Origin of the sequence: Agrobacterium tumefaciens str. B6 (assembly GCF_001541315.1) — a bacterium.
Classification (GTDB): domain Bacteria; phylum Pseudomonadota; class Alphaproteobacteria; order Rhizobiales; family Rhizobiaceae; genus Agrobacterium; species Agrobacterium radiobacter.
In genome coordinates, this window is the sequence record NZ_LMVK01000002.1 from 25712 (window position 1) to 41162 (window position 15451).

Annotated in this window: 13 protein-coding genes; 8 read left to right on the forward strand and 5 right to left on the reverse strand. The window is 60.4% G+C overall.

The features are described from left to right. Positions 1-13: 13 nt before the first annotated feature. Genes ASB65_RS03615 through ASB65_RS03635 form a run of 5 tightly spaced genes read right to left on the reverse strand, consistent with a single transcriptional unit; the run spans position 14 to position 6214 of the window. Complete coding sequence (locus tag ASB65_RS03615) at positions 14-1747, reverse strand: acetyl/propionyl/methylcrotonyl-CoA carboxylase subunit alpha (protein WP_003505838.1); 1734 nt, start codon at positions 1745-1747, stop codon at positions 14-16. Then, positions 1744-3357 (reverse strand): 5-oxoprolinase/urea amidolyase family protein, encoded by a 1614-nt coding sequence (locus tag ASB65_RS03620; protein WP_060723053.1) that lies wholly within the window; start codon positions 3355-3357, stop codon positions 1744-1746. The genes ASB65_RS03615 and ASB65_RS03620 overlap by 4 nt, the downstream gene beginning before the upstream one ends. Before the next feature lie 7 nt (positions 3358-3364). Further along, positions 3365-4174 (reverse strand): putative hydro-lyase, encoded by an 810-nt coding sequence (locus ASB65_RS03625; protein WP_020009217.1) that lies wholly within the window; start codon positions 4172-4174, stop codon positions 3365-3367. Between the two features lie 11 nt (positions 4175-4185). Then, positions 4186-4953, reverse strand: coding sequence for a LamB/YcsF family protein (locus tag ASB65_RS03630; protein ID WP_060723054.1), 768 nt, complete (start codon positions 4951-4953; stop codon positions 4186-4188). A gap of 19 nt (positions 4954-4972) precedes the next feature. Then, positions 4973-6214 (reverse strand): NRAMP family divalent metal transporter, encoded by a 1242-nt coding sequence (locus ASB65_RS03635; protein ID WP_060723055.1) that lies wholly within the window; start codon positions 6212-6214, stop codon positions 4973-4975. A 266-nt stretch (positions 6215-6480) separates the two neighbouring features. Here ASB65_RS03635 and ASB65_RS03640 point away from each other — a divergent pair, with 266 nt between their 5' ends. The 8 genes from ASB65_RS03640 (at position 6481) to nirD (ending at position 15450) form a co-directional block, all read left to right on the forward strand. Then, positions 6481-7146: a GntR family transcriptional regulator gene (locus ASB65_RS03640; RefSeq protein ID WP_020009214.1), complete on the forward strand. Its 666-nt coding sequence runs from the start codon at positions 6481-6483 to the stop codon at positions 7144-7146. A gap of 101 nt (positions 7147-7247) precedes the next feature. Beyond that, on the forward strand, positions 7248-7835 hold the full coding sequence (locus tag ASB65_RS03645; protein WP_034500932.1) for an ANTAR domain-containing response regulator: 588 nt from the start codon (positions 7248-7250) through the stop codon (positions 7833-7835). A 35-nt stretch (positions 7836-7870) separates the two neighbouring features. Continuing rightward, positions 7871-9166 (forward strand): CmpA/NrtA family ABC transporter substrate-binding protein, encoded by a 1296-nt coding sequence (locus tag ASB65_RS03650; protein WP_060723056.1) that lies wholly within the window; start codon positions 7871-7873, stop codon positions 9164-9166. Positions 9167-9545: 379 nt separating this feature from the next. Next, positions 9546-10838 carry a CmpA/NrtA family ABC transporter substrate-binding protein gene (locus ASB65_RS03655; protein WP_060723057.1) on the forward strand — a complete coding sequence of 431 codons (1293 nt, stop codon included), beginning with the start codon at positions 9546-9548 and terminating at the stop codon, positions 10836-10838. Between the two features lie 113 nt (positions 10839-10951). After that, positions 10952-11845 carry a nitrate ABC transporter permease gene (ntrB, locus tag ASB65_RS03660; RefSeq protein ID WP_060723058.1) on the forward strand — a complete coding sequence of 298 codons (894 nt, stop codon included), beginning with the start codon at positions 10952-10954 and terminating at the stop codon, positions 11843-11845. Positions 11846-11858: 13 nt separating this feature from the next. Further along, a complete protein-coding gene (locus tag ASB65_RS03665; RefSeq protein WP_035225183.1) occupies positions 11859-12656 on the forward strand; it encodes an ABC transporter ATP-binding protein in 798 nt (265 codons plus the stop codon). A gap of 5 nt (positions 12657-12661) precedes the next feature. Next, positions 12662-15109 carry a nitrite reductase large subunit NirB gene (gene nirB, locus ASB65_RS03670; RefSeq protein WP_003505866.1) on the forward strand — a complete coding sequence of 816 codons (2448 nt, stop codon included), beginning with the start codon at positions 12662-12664 and terminating at the stop codon, positions 15107-15109. Between the two features lie 5 nt (positions 15110-15114). Then, on the forward strand, positions 15115-15450 hold the full coding sequence (nirD, locus tag ASB65_RS03675; protein WP_003505867.1) for a nitrite reductase small subunit NirD: 336 nt from the start codon (positions 15115-15117) through the stop codon (positions 15448-15450). Position 15451: the final 1 nt, after the last annotated feature.

A 15451-nucleotide genomic window follows, 5' to 3' on the forward strand; every position in this document is an offset into this window, starting at 1 on the left:
GCCCGTCCGTATATTAGCCGGCTATGTCGAGAAGAGCAGCGCCCGCCTGCAGATAGTCGCCTTCCTTGACGATCAGACGGACTTTGCCGGCCTTGGGGGCGACAATCTGCGTCTCCATCTTCATGGCTTCCATGACGGCCAAAAGATCGCCTTGTGAAACCGTGTCGCCGTCTTCTACCTTGAAGGACTGCAAGGTGCCGGAAACCGGGGCGAGGATTTCACCTTCCTTTTCCTTGGTGGCGGCGGCGCCCGGAACAGCCGCGCTGCTGCCGCTAACCGCACCGAGACTGGAAAGCAGCAGGCTGGGCAGGCCAACCGATACGCGCTTGCCGTCGATTTCCAGAAAAGTGCGAGTAACGGAAGGGTCGTCGGCCGGTGCCGGTCGTTCCATCGCATCCGGCATGGCGGCAAAATCGGTCTCGATCCAGCGGGTATGAACCTTGAAACCGTCAGTGCCGATGAAGTCTTCGGTTTCGATCGCGGCGCGATGAAATGGCAGCACCGTGGCGATGCCTTCGATGCGGAACTCCTTCAGCGCGCGGCGGGCGCGACGCAGGACCTGATCGCGGTCGGCACCGGTGACGATCAGCTTTGCCATCAGCGAGTCGAATACGCCAGGCACGCTGGAGCCGCTGACGACACCGCTATCCACGCGAATCCCGGGACCTGAAGGTGCGTCGAAAACCGAGATCGAGCCGGGTGTGGGCAGGAAACCCCGGCCGGGATCTTCGGCATTGATGCGGAACTCCATGGAGTGGCCACGCGGCTCCGGCGTTTCAAGCACCCGTAGCTTGTGGCCTTCGGCAATGCGGAACTGTTCGATGACGAGATCGATGCCTGTGGTTTCCTCGGTAACCGGATGTTCCACCTGCAGGCGCGTATTGACCTCGAGGAAAGAAATCGTGCCGTCGACGCCGAGCAGGAATTCGACGGTGCCGGCGCCGGAATAACCGGCGGCAGCGCAGATCGCCTTGGCGGCCGCGTGGATTTTCTGACGCTGTTCGGCGGACAGGAAGGGGGCAGGGGCTTCTTCGATCAGTTTCTGGTTCCGGCGCTGCAGCGAGCAGTCGCGGGTGCCGAGTACCAGCACATTGCCGTGCTTGTCGGCGAGAACCTGCGCCTCGATATGGCGCGGCCGGTCAAGGAAACGTTCGAGGAAGCACTCGCCGCGGCCGAAGGCGGCCGTCGCCTCGCGCACGGCGGATTCGTAGAGATCGGCGATCTCTTCCATCTTCCACGCAACCTTCAGGCCGCGACCACCGCCGCCATGCGCTGCCTTGATGGCGACGGGCAGGCCGTGTTCTTCGGCAAAGGCGGTGACTTCGGCGGCGGAAGAGACCGGGCCGTCGCTGCCGGCGACCAGCGGTGCGCCGACGCCGGTGGCGATGCGCCGCGCCTCGACCTTGTCGCCCAATGCTTCGATAACCTGCGGGTCAGGGCCGATCCAGATCAAGCCGGCATCAAGCACGGCCTGCGCGAATTCAGCACGCTCGGACAGGAAGCCGTAGCCGGGATGCACGGCATCCGCGCCGGCACGTTTGGCAATCGCGATCAGCTTGGTGATATCGAGATAGGTCTCGGCCGGGCGCACGCCTTCCAGCGCATAGGCTTCATCCGCCAGCCGGACGAAAAGCGCATCCTGATCGGGATCGGCATAAACGGCGACCGATTGCAGGCCATAATCGCGACATGCGCGGATGATGCGCACCGCGATCTCGCCGCGATTGGCAATCAGCACTTTTTTCATCGCTCTTCTCCTCGGAATTCTATGTTCTTGGCCGCGATTTCGGCGAATGGGCCGATCGGGCGGAATTTAATTTTGGCGTTGACGGGGATCTGCCCGGCAAGATCGAGATGATATTCCGCCACCGCGCCGATGACGGGATAACCGCCGGTCAGCGGGTGATCGGCAAGGAAGAGAACCGGCTGGCCGCTATGCGGTATCTGGATCGCCCCCGTCGCCGTGCCTTCGCTCGGCAGTTCGGCGCTGTCCTTGCGTTCCACCGGCACTTCGCCGGCAAGGCGGATGCCGACGCGGTTCGACTGCGGTGTGACCTGCCAGAGCTGGCCGGTCAGCGTTTCGATACCCTTCTGCGTGAACCAGTCGGTGCGGGGGCCGAGAACGACGTCCAGTGTCACGACTTCACCGGTTGCCGGCGGTTCGAAGGCCGGAACCTCGTTGATCGATACACTGGAGAGGCCGGACTCACCCTTGAGCGAAAGGACGGCGCCAGCGCCCACCGGTTCGGGACCGACGACAGCCAGCGTGTCCGTCGCGAAACTGCCAAGTACCGGCTCAACATCAAAGCCGCCGCGTACCGCAAGATAACAGCGCATGCCCTTCGGCGGCTGGCCGAAAGTAACGACATCGCCGGGTTCGAGGGATACCGGGCCATCGGTCTTTGCCGCGAAGCTGCCATCCGCCGTGGTAATGGTGACGGGGCAGGGCGCACCGGCAATGCCGATGACAGTGCGGCTCGAACTCCTGAAGGAAAAACCGCCGAGCGTCAGTTCAAGGCACGGCGTATTAACCGGATTGCCGACGATGCGGTTTGCGGCGTTGAACGCTCCGCGATCCAGCGCGCCGGAAGCCGATACACCCTGCCCGGTCTGGCCGAAGCGGCCGAGATCCTGGAAAATGGCTGGCATGGGTGCGGCGAGTACCTCGAAATGTGGGTCGTCCCTTGTCGGTTCTTTTTGGGAACTACGCGGTGCCGAGACGGAAATATCGACCGTCTTGCCGGCCTTGTTCACGTCGAAGAAACGCACCCGATAACCCGGCTGGAAAAGTGCGCCGGGATCGCGGTCAATATCCCACATTTTCACCGGCGTCGTGCCGATGATCTGCCAGCCGCCGGGGCTGTTTTGCGGATAGACGCCGCTGAAGGCTCCGGCCAAGGCCACTGAACCGGCCGGAATGCGGGTGCGCGGGCTTTGCCGGCGCGGCACATGCAGGGCCGGATCGCCGCCGACCAGATAACCGAAGCCGGGAGCGAAGCCGCAGAAGGCCACGGTGAATTCGCTTTCGGTGTGGCGGTGGATGACCTCCTCGACGCTCATGCCCGTCAGTTCGGCAACATCGGCGAGGTCTTCGCCATTATAATGGACGGGGATTTCGACGAGATTGTCCGAAGGTGCAATTTTCGCCGAGAGATCGCGGCTTGCGAGCTGCGCAGCCAGCATCTCCGCGCCGATCTTTTCGGGGCGGAAACGGATCATCAACGTGCGGGCCGCAGGCACCGTCTCTTCGATGCCCTCGACCCGATCACTCTGAAGCGAGGCGAAAAGCGCCAGCGTTTCATCGAGATCGGCAAGTTCGACAAGAATGGTGGTGAGGCTGACGGGGAGAAAACGCATCATATCCTCACGCGTGATAGGCGGTGTCGGGAATATCGGTGATGAACATGTGTCCCGGCGCATGGGTAATCGCAAAAGGCACACCGGAGGCCATGACGGCGGCCTGTGGAGTGACGCCGCAGGCCCAGAACACCGGAACCTCGCCGGGCTCGATACGCACCGCGTCCCCGAAGTCAGGTTTCGCAAGATCGATGATGCCGATCTCTTCCGGCGCGCCGACATGCACGGGCGCGCCATGCACCGCCGGAAAACGTCCCGAAATGGTTGCCGCATCGGCGACACGCGACGCCGGGATCGGCCGCATGGAAACGACCATGTTGCCCTTCAGCCGACCGGCCGGACGGCAGGGCCGGTTGGTGAGATACATCGGAACGTTGCTCTTGTCGGTCATGTGGCGGATTTCGATACCCGCTTCGACCATCGGCGTTTCGAAGGTGAAGCTGCAGCCGATCAGGAAGGCGACGAGATCATCGCGCTCCGCCCAGGCGGCAGTGGCATCAGCCGTTTCCTCGGCAAGCTTGCCGTCCCGCCAGATGCGGTAGAGCGGCAGGTCTGTCCTGAGATCGGCGCCGGGAGCCAGAAGCGTGGTGGGCGAGCCGGGATCGGAGACATCAAGCACCGGGCAGGGTTTGGGATTGCGCTGCGCATAAAGCAGGAAATCGAAGGCCCAGTCGCGCGGCAGCACGATCATGTTCGCCTGCGTGAAGCCGGGTGCGATGCCGGAGGTTGGGGCGACGAGGCCGTCGCGATAGGTGGCGCGGGCCTTTCGCGCGGTCTCCGCGTCCGTGTGGTTGAGATAGGATGTCGGTATCGTCATCGGCTACCCTTTCAGCGATTGGATGCGAAGGAGCGGATGTCGATGCCATCAGCCTCGAAACGGCGGCGGATTTCCTGGGCGATGGCGACTGCGCCGGGGCTGTCGCCATGCACGCAGATGGATTGCGCCTCGATTTTTATGATGCTGCCATCGATGGCCTCCAGCGTGCCCTCACGGGCGAGCTGCACCATACGGTCTGCGATCTTTGCCGCGTCATGCAATACGGCACCGGCTTGCCGGCGGGAGACGAGCTGACCTTCAGGCGTATAAGCGCGGTCGGCGAAGGCTTCGGCAACGGTGGCAAGGCCGGCTTTGCGCGCGAGATCGAGGATGGGCGCGTTGGCAAGGCCCATCAGCACCAGCGAGGCATCGACCGCCTTGATGCCGTCGATAACCGCCTGCCCCTGTTTCGCGTCGTTGGCGATGCGGTTGTAAAGCGCGCCATGTGGCTTGACGTATCGCACCGTGGTTGCGGCAGCGGCGGCAATGCCCTTCAGCGCGCCGATCTGGTAGATGACATCGGCAATCAGCTCTTCCGAGGTCACGTCAAGATCGCGGCGGCCGAAGCCGACGCGATCAGGATAGGAGACATGGGCGCCGACGATCACGCCCTTTTCGGCGGCGGCCTTGACGGTGCGGTAAATGCCGGCCGGGTCGCCGGCGTGAAATCCGCAGGCGATGTTGGCGCTGGAAACGATGGCGAGCATCGCCTCATCGTCCCCCATGCTCCACGCACCGTAACTTTCGCCAAGATCGCTGTTGAGATCGATAGCGGCCATGTTTGCCTCCCTTTGTTTATTACAGGCCGAGCAGGCCGAAGATGGTGCCAGCGGACTTGTAGCCCATGTACCAGGTCAATGCGCAAGTCAGAACGCCGAGCAACAGCAGGATGCGCGGATAGCGGTAGCCACCCATCAGGTCTTCGCGTTTCCATGCCGCAAACAGGAAGATGCTGAGGCCGATCGGCAGGATGAGGCCGTTGAGGCCGCCGACGAAGACCAGCATCGCGGCGGGCGGGGGGGTGATCAGCAGGTAGCAGACGAGCGAGACTGCGATGAAAACGACCGTCGCCATATTGCGGGCACGCTCGCTCATATCCTGCTTGAAGACGGGCAGGAATGAAACGGAGGTATAGGCTGCGCCGATGACGCTGGTAATGGCCGCCGCCCAGAAGATGATGCCGAAGAGGCGGAAGCCGAGATCGCCGGCAGCCGAACGGAAGGCCTGTGCGGCGGGGGTGGGGGCCCGGCCCGACGGATCGATGATGACGCCGCTGGCGCCAACGCCGAGAATGGCGAGAAACAGCACGTAACGCATGATGCCGGTGACGGCGATGCCGGTCAAAGCGGCGCGGTTGACGGCAGGCAGGTTTTCAATGCCGACCATGCCCCGGTCCAGCAGGCGGTGTGCGCCGGAATAGGTGATGTAGCCGCCAACGGTGCCGCCGACGATGGTGGTGATGGTTGCGAAATTGATCGTATCCGGCAGGAAGGTCTGGCGGAAGGCGTCGCCCACCGGCGGAGCGGAGACGAAGGCCACATACAGCGTAAGCACAATCATCAGAATGCCGGCGAAAATGATGAACCGGTCGACAGCGAGACCTGCCCGCTTGGAAACGAAGATGGCGATGGAAAATATCGCGCTGATGGCGCCGCCGATTTTCGGATCCAGCCCGAAAATGGCGTTCAGGCCAAGGCCGGTGCCGCCGATATTACCGATATTGAAGAACAGGCCGCCGATGATGACGAGAATGGCGAGCAGATAGCCGGCGCCGGGAATGGCGGCATTCGCAATATCGGATGCGCGCATGCGCGTCAGCGTCACGATACGCCAGATATTGAGCTGGACAACGAAGTCGATGAGGATGGAGGCAAGAATGCCGAAGGCGAAGGCTGCACCGAGTTGAGTGGTGAATGTCGCCGTCTGGGTGATGAAGCCGGGACCGATGGCGGATGTCGCCATCAGGAAGATCGCTCCCATCAGGGACGCGCGTTTAGACATTTTCATATCGGCAGTCGGGGTGAGCTTTTTTTGCTCCATGGATTTTCTCCGCTCCTGTCGCAATCCGCCCCTCGCGGATGCTTTATGCGGCCGATCTTGTCCTGTTCCGCGAAATTGTCAATATTGTTCAACAATAAATAATAATCGTTCTCTTATTCTGTCTATTTGTTGGACGTTATGCGCATGAATTCATCACGTTTTTTTCGTGCTTTGCTAATGCTTTGTGCTATGGGCAATCATGCCGTGTCCGAAGATGCCTGTCACGGAATTCCCGATGCTGCATTGCTCTTAAGGAAAGGAGCGTCATGACGGAAACGATAGAGGGTCTGCCGCTTGCGGATCGATTGGCCAAGGGTATTCGCACCCTGCTGATCTCTGGCGAGTTGATGCCGGGGCAGCGCCTTTCAGAGGCAGCTTTCAGTGAACGTTTCGACGTCTCTCGCAATTCGCTGCGCGAAGCCTTCCGGCTTCTGACCAAGGACGGGCTTCTGCGCCATGAGGCAAATCGCGGCGTGTTCGTCGCCGTTCCCACCATGTCCTCGGTGATCGATATTTATCGGGTGCGACGCATGGTGGAATGCGGCGCGCTGCGTCAGGCCTGGCACAAGCATCCGGCTATCCGGACCATGCGCGCGGCGGTCGAGGATGCCAAGGTCAAGCGTGACGATGCCGACTGGCTGGGCGTGGGCAGCGCCAACATGAAGTTTCATGCCGCCGTCGTCGATCTCCTCGACAGCGCACGTCTCAGCGATTTTTACGAGCGCATCGCCGCTGAACTCAGGCTTTGTTTCGGGCTTTTGAAAGATCCCGAACAGCTTCATTCCCCCTTTGTGGACATGAACAGCAAGATACTGTCGCTGATGGAGGAGGGAAAAGCTGGAGAGGCTGGCGACGAGATGGAAATTTATCTCAATCTTTCCGAACGAACGGTTTTGAAGGCGCTTGAACGCGCCGTAGAACACGCATCGTGACATGATGGGCGGCAGGGGAAAAAACGGCCCTTGCCGCTCCATCCATTTTTTGCATCCGCAGCCGATTGCCAAGTTTGCTGCGCTGCGTCATCAATGCTGACATGACGCTTCGCGACCTGACCATTCTCGTTATAGACGAAAACGCGATCCGCGCCTCCATCATCGAGGAGGGGCTGCGCGAGGCCGGATATCACCGCGTCACGGTCATCCACGAGGTGAACGGGGTGGCGCGCACCATCGAGACGCTGCAGCCCGATGTCATCTTCATCGATCTGGAAAATCCCAATCGTGACATGATGGAGCATCTGTTCCAGCTCACCCGCACGGTCGGCCGCCCCATCGCCATGTTTGTCGATCGTTCGGACACCGCCTCCATTGAGGCCGCCGTCGAGGCAGGTGTTTCCGCCTATGTCGTCGACGGGTTGAAGAAAGAGCGGGTCAAGCCCATTCTCGATATGGCGGTCAGCCGCTTTAATGCTTTCAGCCGCCTGCAACGGGAACTTGCCGACGCCAAGTCGGCGCTTGAGGAACGCAAGGTCATCGAGCGCGCCAAGGGCATCCTGATGAAGATGCGCGGCCTTTCCGAAGAGGAGGCCTTTGCGCTTCTGCGCCAGACGGCGATGAATGAGAAAAAGAAGATTTCCGAGATCGCGCAAAGCGTGGTCACCGCGGCTGGTTTGTTGATGTGACGAACCGCCGGTCGGACAGTCAAGGAGTGCATGATATGGCGGCACCGGAAAAAACGGCCGGATTAGACAGCGGAGTAACGAAAGCCCCGGGCGCGCCGGCAATCGTCGGCAGCGACCGGCAGAAAATCCTGCGTGCCGGCTTTATCCCGCTTGTCGATGCATCCGTCCTGATCGCCGCTGCCGAATTCGGTTTTGCCGAACGCGAAGGCCTTTCGCTCGATCTCGTCAAAGATGTCTCCTGGGCGAATGTGCGCGACCGACTGGCGTTCCGGCAATTCGATATCGCCCATATGCTGTCGCCGATGCCCGTCGCCTCCATGCTCGGGCTCGGTTCCAACCCGTCGCCGACAATCACGCCTTTTTCGCTCGGACGCGGCGGCAATGCGATCACGCTTTCGACCCGCCTGTTTGCCCGGATGAAGGCTTTGACAGGGCTTTCCGAAACGGCGGGCGCACTCGAAAATGCCGAGGCGTTGAAGCGGGTACTCGATGATATGCGGGCGCGCGGCGAACCGCCGCCGACACTCGGCATGACCTATCCGTTTTCATCGCATCATTACGAATTTCGCTATTGGCTCGCCGTCGGCGGCATTCACCCCGATCACGACGTCAAGCTGGTGGTCGTGCCGCCGCCATTGACGTCGGATGCATTGGCGGCGGGCGCCATCGACGGTTTTTGCGTCGGTGCGCCATGGAACATTGTTGCCGCCGAGCGTGGCGTCGGCAGGATCGTCGCGGCCAAGCAGGATTTGTGGCCTTCCGCGCCCGAAAAGGTAATCGGCATGCGGCCTGAATGGGCGCAAAGCCAGCAGGAAACGGTCGGTCGGCTTCTGACGGCGCTCGATGCAGCTGCGCGCTGGTGCGACCTTGCGGAAAATCACGATGATCTGAGCAGGGCGCTTGCCGATGCCCGTTATATCGGCGCGCCGAAAAGCATCATCCGTCATGTGCTTGCTGGTGAATTCAACATCGACAGCCAGGGCAACCGCCGGGTGATCGATAAATATTTCCTCTTCCACGGCGGTCACGCCAATTATCCGCGCCAGAGCCAGGCATTGTGGGTTTACAGCCAGATGATCCGCTGGGGGCAGGCGGAGTTTTCGCAAAGTGGCGTGGAAGCCGCCCTGTCCGCTTACCGGCCGGATATTTATCGGGCGGCGCTGGGCGATGCCGATGCGCCTGATGATGCCGATATTCGCATCGAAGGGCAGGAGGCTGGCGACCGTTTTGTGGACGGCTTCGTCTTCGATCCCGCTGACATTACAGGGTATGTGAATGGCTTTGCCGTGCGCAGTTCTGCCCCTGTTTCCACCTCCCAAGGCGAGGCCTGAGAGCAGTTCAGCCGGGCCAGCTGCGCAAATTTCGAGCGCGGAATTTTTCCAGTTGCGCAAACGATAGACAAAATTGCGGCTGGTTAAAATTTAATCGTCTGACGGAATTTCTGAAATTCAATTTTATTTCCAATAGTATAGCTTCCGTATAGCAAACTGGCACGCCTCTTGCTTCTTCCTGTTTGCACCGGTCAACGGCGATCGGGGCAAGCAGGGCGCGGCATAGGCGCTTTCAAAGACATAGACGTCGCAAGGTTTTGCTGCCCGGAACACCTCCCGTTCCGAAGGCGCAAATACCGAGCGGCGTTTTTTTATTTTCAGGTTTTTTCGCAAGCGAAAGCGTCACCTCAAAAGGTGACCCAATAAGGGGAAGATGCGAATGAAAAAGATATTCTCGGGCGATGTCAGCCGCCGCACGATACTGAAGACGACAGCCACCGCAGCCCTCGTCACCGCCGTGCGCACCGCCTTTCCGTCAGGCGCTTTTGCAGCCACCGCTGAGCCGGAAGTGAAGGGCGCGAAAATCGGCTTTATCGCGCTGACCGATGCCGCGCCGCTCATCATCGCGGCGGAAAAGGGGCTGTTCGCCAAGCATGGCATGCCTGATGTCGAGGTTCTGAAGCAGGCCTCCTGGGGCGCGACGCGCGACAATCTCGTGCTTGGTGGCGCATCCAACGGCATTGATGGCGCGCATATTCTGACGCCGATGCCCTATCTCATGCACACCGGCAAGGTGACCCAGAATAATGTGCCGGTGCCGATGACCATCCTCGCCCGCCTCAACCTCGACAGCCAGGGCATTTCCGTCGCCAAGGAATATGCCGAAACCGGCGTTCAGCTCGATGCTTCCAAATTGAAGGCTGCTTTCGAGAAGAAGAAGGCTGAAGGCAAGGAAATCAAGGCCGCGATGACCTTTCCCGGCGGCACCCATGATCTCTGGATCCGCTACTGGCTCGCCGCTGGCGGCATCGATCCGGACAAGGACGTCTCCACCATCGTCGTTCCGCCGCCGCAGATGGTTGCCAACATGAAGGTCGGCAATATGGACGTCTTCTGTGTGGGCGAGCCGTGGAATGAACAGCTCGTCAATCAGGGCATCGGCTTTACTGCCTGTACCACCGGAGAGCTCTGGAAGGGCCATCCGGAAAAGGCGCTCGGAATGCGCGCCGACTGGGTGGAAAAGAACCCCAACGCCACCAAGGCGCTGCTGATGGCCGTGATGGAGGCGCAGCAATGGTGCGATGAGATGGCGAACAAGGAGGAAATGTCCACCATCCTCGGCAAGCGTCAATGGTTCAACGTGCCGCCGAAGGACGTTCTTGGACGCCTCAAGGGCAATATCAATTACGGCAACGGTCGCGTGCTCGAAAATACCGGTCTGCAGATGAAGTTCTGGCAGGACCATGCGTCCTATCCCTTCCGCAGCCATGACAGCTGGTTCATCGCGGAAAACATCCGCTGGGGCAAATTCGCGCCCGATACGGACGTGAAAGCGCTGGTGGAGAAGGTAAACCGCGAGGATATCTGGCGCGCGGCGGCCAAGGATCTCGGCGTTGCGGATCTTCCCGCTTCCACTTCGCGCGGTAAGGAAACCTTCTTCGATGGCAAGGTGTTCGATCCTGAAAATCCATCCGCCTATCTCGAAAGTCTGTCCATCAAGGCGGCCTCCTGAGGAGGAGACCCGGGCGTCGCTCCTCATCCGCCAGCAGCTCTGCCCAACCGGCGCTGCTGAAGACCGGATGAGGGGCGAGCCCAGACCGCAACCGAAATCAAGAGGAAATGCCCATGTCCGCATTGGCCCGAAAATTCAACGAAGAGCCGCAGCAGTCGGTGGCGCAGAAGGCAAACGTCGTGGCGCTTGCACCGAAACAGTCGTCGCGGATCGATCTGCGCAAATGGGGTGCTGCGGCGGCTCGTAACATCATACCGCCGCTTGTCGTTCTCGCCATGCTGCTCGGCGTCTGGCAGCTGCTCTGTTCCGCCCCCGGCTCCTCGCTGCCGCCGCCGAGCCAGGTCTTCGAGGAAAGCTACGATCTCATCGTATCGCCGTTTTTCCAGAATGGTTCGCAGGATATCGGCCTTGGGCTGCGCGTTCTGGTCTCGCTTGAGCGTGTGGCCTATGGTTTCGGCCTCGCCGCCATTGCCGGCATCATCCTCGGTGCGGTGATCGGCCAGTCGGTCTGGGCCATGCGCGGCCTTGATCCGATCTTTCAGGTGCTGCGCACCGTGCCGCCGCTCGCCTGGCTGCCGCTTTCGCTGGCTGCCTTTCAGGACAGCAATCCATCGGCCATTTTCGTGATTTTCATCACCTCCATCTGGCCGGTCATCATCAATACGGCGGTTGGCGTACGCAATATTCCGCAGGATTACCGCAATGTCGCGCAGGTGCTGCGGCTCAACCAGCTCGAATTCTTCTTCAAAATCATGCTGCCGTCGGCCGCTCCTTACATCTTCACCGGCCTGCGCATCGGCATCGGTCTTTCGTGGCTCGCCATCGTGGCTGCGGAAATGCTGACCGGCGGCGTCGGCATCGGCTTCTTCATCTGGGATGCGTGGAATTCCTCGCGCCTGCCCGACATTATCGTGGCGCTCGCCTACATCGGCGTTATCGGCTTCATGCTCGACAAGCTCGTGGCGGCGCTTGGCAAGGTCATCACCCGCGGCGCTGCGGCGAATTGAGAGGGCCAATATTATGAACGCTTATCTGAAGCTCGATCATATCGACAAATATTTCGACAAGGGCGGCTCGCGCGCCGAGGTGCTGAAAGGCATCAACCTCACCATCGAAAAAGGTGAATTCGTCTCGGTCATCGGCCATTCCGGCTGCGGCAAGTCCACCATGCTCAACCTCATCGCCGGGCTGACGAAAGTCTCCGCCGGAGCGGTGCTTCTCGAAAACCGGGAGGTCAATGAACCCGGGCCTGAACGCGCCGTCGTGTTCCAGAACCACAGCCTGCTGCCCTGGCTTTCGGTCTATGAAAACGTCAATCTTGCCGTGGAAAAGGTCTTCCGCAACACCAAGACCCGCGCCGAGCGGCATGACTGGGTCATGCGCAATCTCGATCTCGTGCAGATGGCCCATGCCAAGGACAAGAAACCTTCGGAAATTTCCGGCGGCATGAAACAGCGCGTCGGCATTGCCCGCGCGCTCGCCATGGAGCCGAAAATCCTGCTGCTGGATGAGCCCTTCGGCGCGCTGGACGCGCTGACCCGCGCTCATCTTCAGGACGCGGTGATGGAAATTCACGCCCGTCTCGGCAACACCATGGTCATGATCACCCATGATGTGGACGAGGCGGTGCTGCTTTCCGACCGCATCGTGATGATGACCAACGGGCCCGCCGCCCATATCGGCGAGGTGCTTGACGTGCCGCTGGCACGCCCGCGCAACCGCATCGAGCTTGCCTCCGACAAGACCTACCTCAAATGCCGCGAAGCCGTGCTGAAGTTCCTTTACGAACGTCACCGCTTCGTCGAAGCCGCGGAGTAACGACTATGGCGCAAAAACTCGTCATCATCGGCAATGGCATGGCGCCGGGGCGCATGCTGGAGAACCTGTTCGAAACCGCCCCCGGCCTTTACGACGTCACGATTTTCAACGCCGAACCGCGCGTCAATTACGACCGCATCATGCTCTCGCCGGTACTCTCAGGCGAAAAGAGCTATGAGGACATCGTCATTCATAATGACGAATGGTATGCGGCTAATAATGTGACGCTGCACAAGGGCGCGAAAGTCACCGGCATCGACCGTGACAAGAAAACCGTGACCAGCGAAAACGGTATCACGGCCTCTTACGACAGGCTGGTGATCGCCACCGGTTCCCTGCCCTTCATCATTCCCGTTCCCGGTCATCAATTACCCGGCGTGCTCGCCTATCGCGATCTCGACGACGTGACGAAGATGCTGGAAATCGCTGAAGGCAAAGGCCGCGCCATCGTCATCGGTGCGGGTCTTCTCGGACTGGAGGCGGCTTACGGGCTGAAGCGTCAGGGCATGGATGTCACCGTCATCCATCTGATGCCGACCATCATGGAGCGTCAGCTCGATCCGGCAGCGGCCTATCTCTTAGAAAAGGCGCTGAACGAGCGCGGCATCGACATCATCACCAAGGCCAACACCAAATGCATTCTCGGTGAAGAGAAGGTCGAGGGCATCGAGCTCGAAGACGGCCGGATCATTAAGGGCGACATGGTGGTGATGGCGGTCGGTATCCGCCCTGCCTCGGGTCTCGCCAAGGAAGCCGGCATCGCCGTCAATCGCGGCATCGTGGTGGATGACGGCATGATGACGTCGGACGCCTCGATCTACGCGCTCGGCGAATGCGCCGAGCATCGCGGCATGTGCTATGGCCTCGTTGCGCCGCTTTATGAATCGGCCCGCGTGCTGGCTGACCGGCTTTGCGGCGGTTCGGCCGAATATCACGGCTCAGTCACCAATACGAAGCTGAAGGTGACAGGCATCAACCTGTTTTCCGCCGGCGATTTCGCCGAAGGCGATGACCGCGAGGAAATCGTGCTGCGCGATGCCACCGCCGGCGTCTACAAGCGTCTCATTCTCAAGGAAAACCGCATCATTGGCGCGGTTCTTTATGGCGAGACGGCGGATGGGTCGTGGTTCTTCGACCTGATGAAGAAATCGACCGATATCTCGACCATGCGCGAAACCCTTATCTTCGGCCAGGCCTATCAGGGAGGGTCTCCGCTGGACCCTATGGCGGCCGTTGCAGCCTTGCCGGATGATGCGGAAATCTGCGGCTGCAACGGCGTCTGCAAGGGCAAGATCACTTCGGTTATAACTTCCAAAGGGCTGACCTCGCTGGACGATGTGCGCGCCCACACCAAGGCGTCCGCCTCCTGCGGTAATTGCACCGGTCTTGTCGAGCAGCTGATGACGATAACGCTGGGCGACAGCTACAATCCCGCCGCCGTGCAGCCCATGTGCAAATGCACCGATCTCGGCCATGACGATGTGCGCCGTCTCATCAAGGCCAAGGGCCTGAAGACCATTCCCGCCGTGATGCAGGAGCTGGAATGGAAAACCTCCTGCGGCTGCGCCAAGTGCCGGCCGGCGCTCAATTATTACCTCGTCTGCGACTTTCCGGATGAATATGCCGACGATTATCAGTCGCGTTATATCAATGAGCGCGTTCACGCCAATATCCAGAAGGACGGCACCTATTCCGTCGTCCCGCGCATGTGGGGCGGCGTCACCTCTTCCTCTGAGCTCCGGGCAATTGCGGATGTGGTCGACAAGTTCGAAATCCCGATGGTGAAGGTGACCGGCGGCCAGCGCATCGATCTTCTCGGTATCGAGAAGGAGGATTTGCCGGCGGTCTGGGCCGATCTCGGCAAGGCCGGTTTTATCTCCGGTCAGGCCTATGCCAAGGGGCTGCGTACCGTAAAGACCTGCGTGGGCCAGCAATGGTGCCGTTTCGGCACGCAGGATTCCACCGGTCTCGGCATCCGCATCGAAAAATTCATGTGGGGCTCGTGGACGCCCGCCAAGCTGAAGCTTGCGGTCTCCGGCTGTCCGCGAAACTGCGCGGAGGCGACCTGCAAGGATATCGGCGTCATCTGCGTCGATTCCGGTTTCGAAATCCATTTCGCCGGTGCCGCCGGTCTCGATATCAAGGGCACGGAAGTGCTCGGTCTCGTGAGGACCGAGGATGAGGCGCTGGAGCATATCGTGGCGCTGACCCAGATGTACCGCGAACAGGCGCGTTACCTCGAGCGTATTTACAAATGGGCCAAGCGTATCGGCTACGACGAAGTCCGTCGCCAGATCATGGACGATGCTGAAAAGCGCAAGGGCTATTTCGACCGCTTCGTCTTCAGCCAGAAATTCGCGCAGGTTGATCCATGGTCCGAACGTGTATCCGGACACGACAAGCATGAGTTCAGGCCCATGGCGGCAATCGGTTTCAGTGAAGCGGCGGAGTGAGAACGATGGACAGCAACTGGATCGATATTGGCGATATTTCCGACATCCCGCTGCGTGGTGCGCGTTGCGTGAAAACGCCGATGGGCAAGATCGCCGTATTCCGCACGGCGGAAAATCAGGTCTTCGCGATTGAGGATCATTGCCCGCATAAGGGCGGCCCGTTGTCTCAGGGCATCGTGCATGGGGCTTCGGTGACGTGTCCCCTGCACAATTGGGTCATTTCGCTGGAAACCGGCAAGGCTTTGGGGGCGGATGAGGGGGAGGTGAAGACTATCCCCGTCCGCAATCTCGACGGCCGGCTTTCCATCGCGCTTGAAACTCTGATGATTGCGGCGGAGTGAA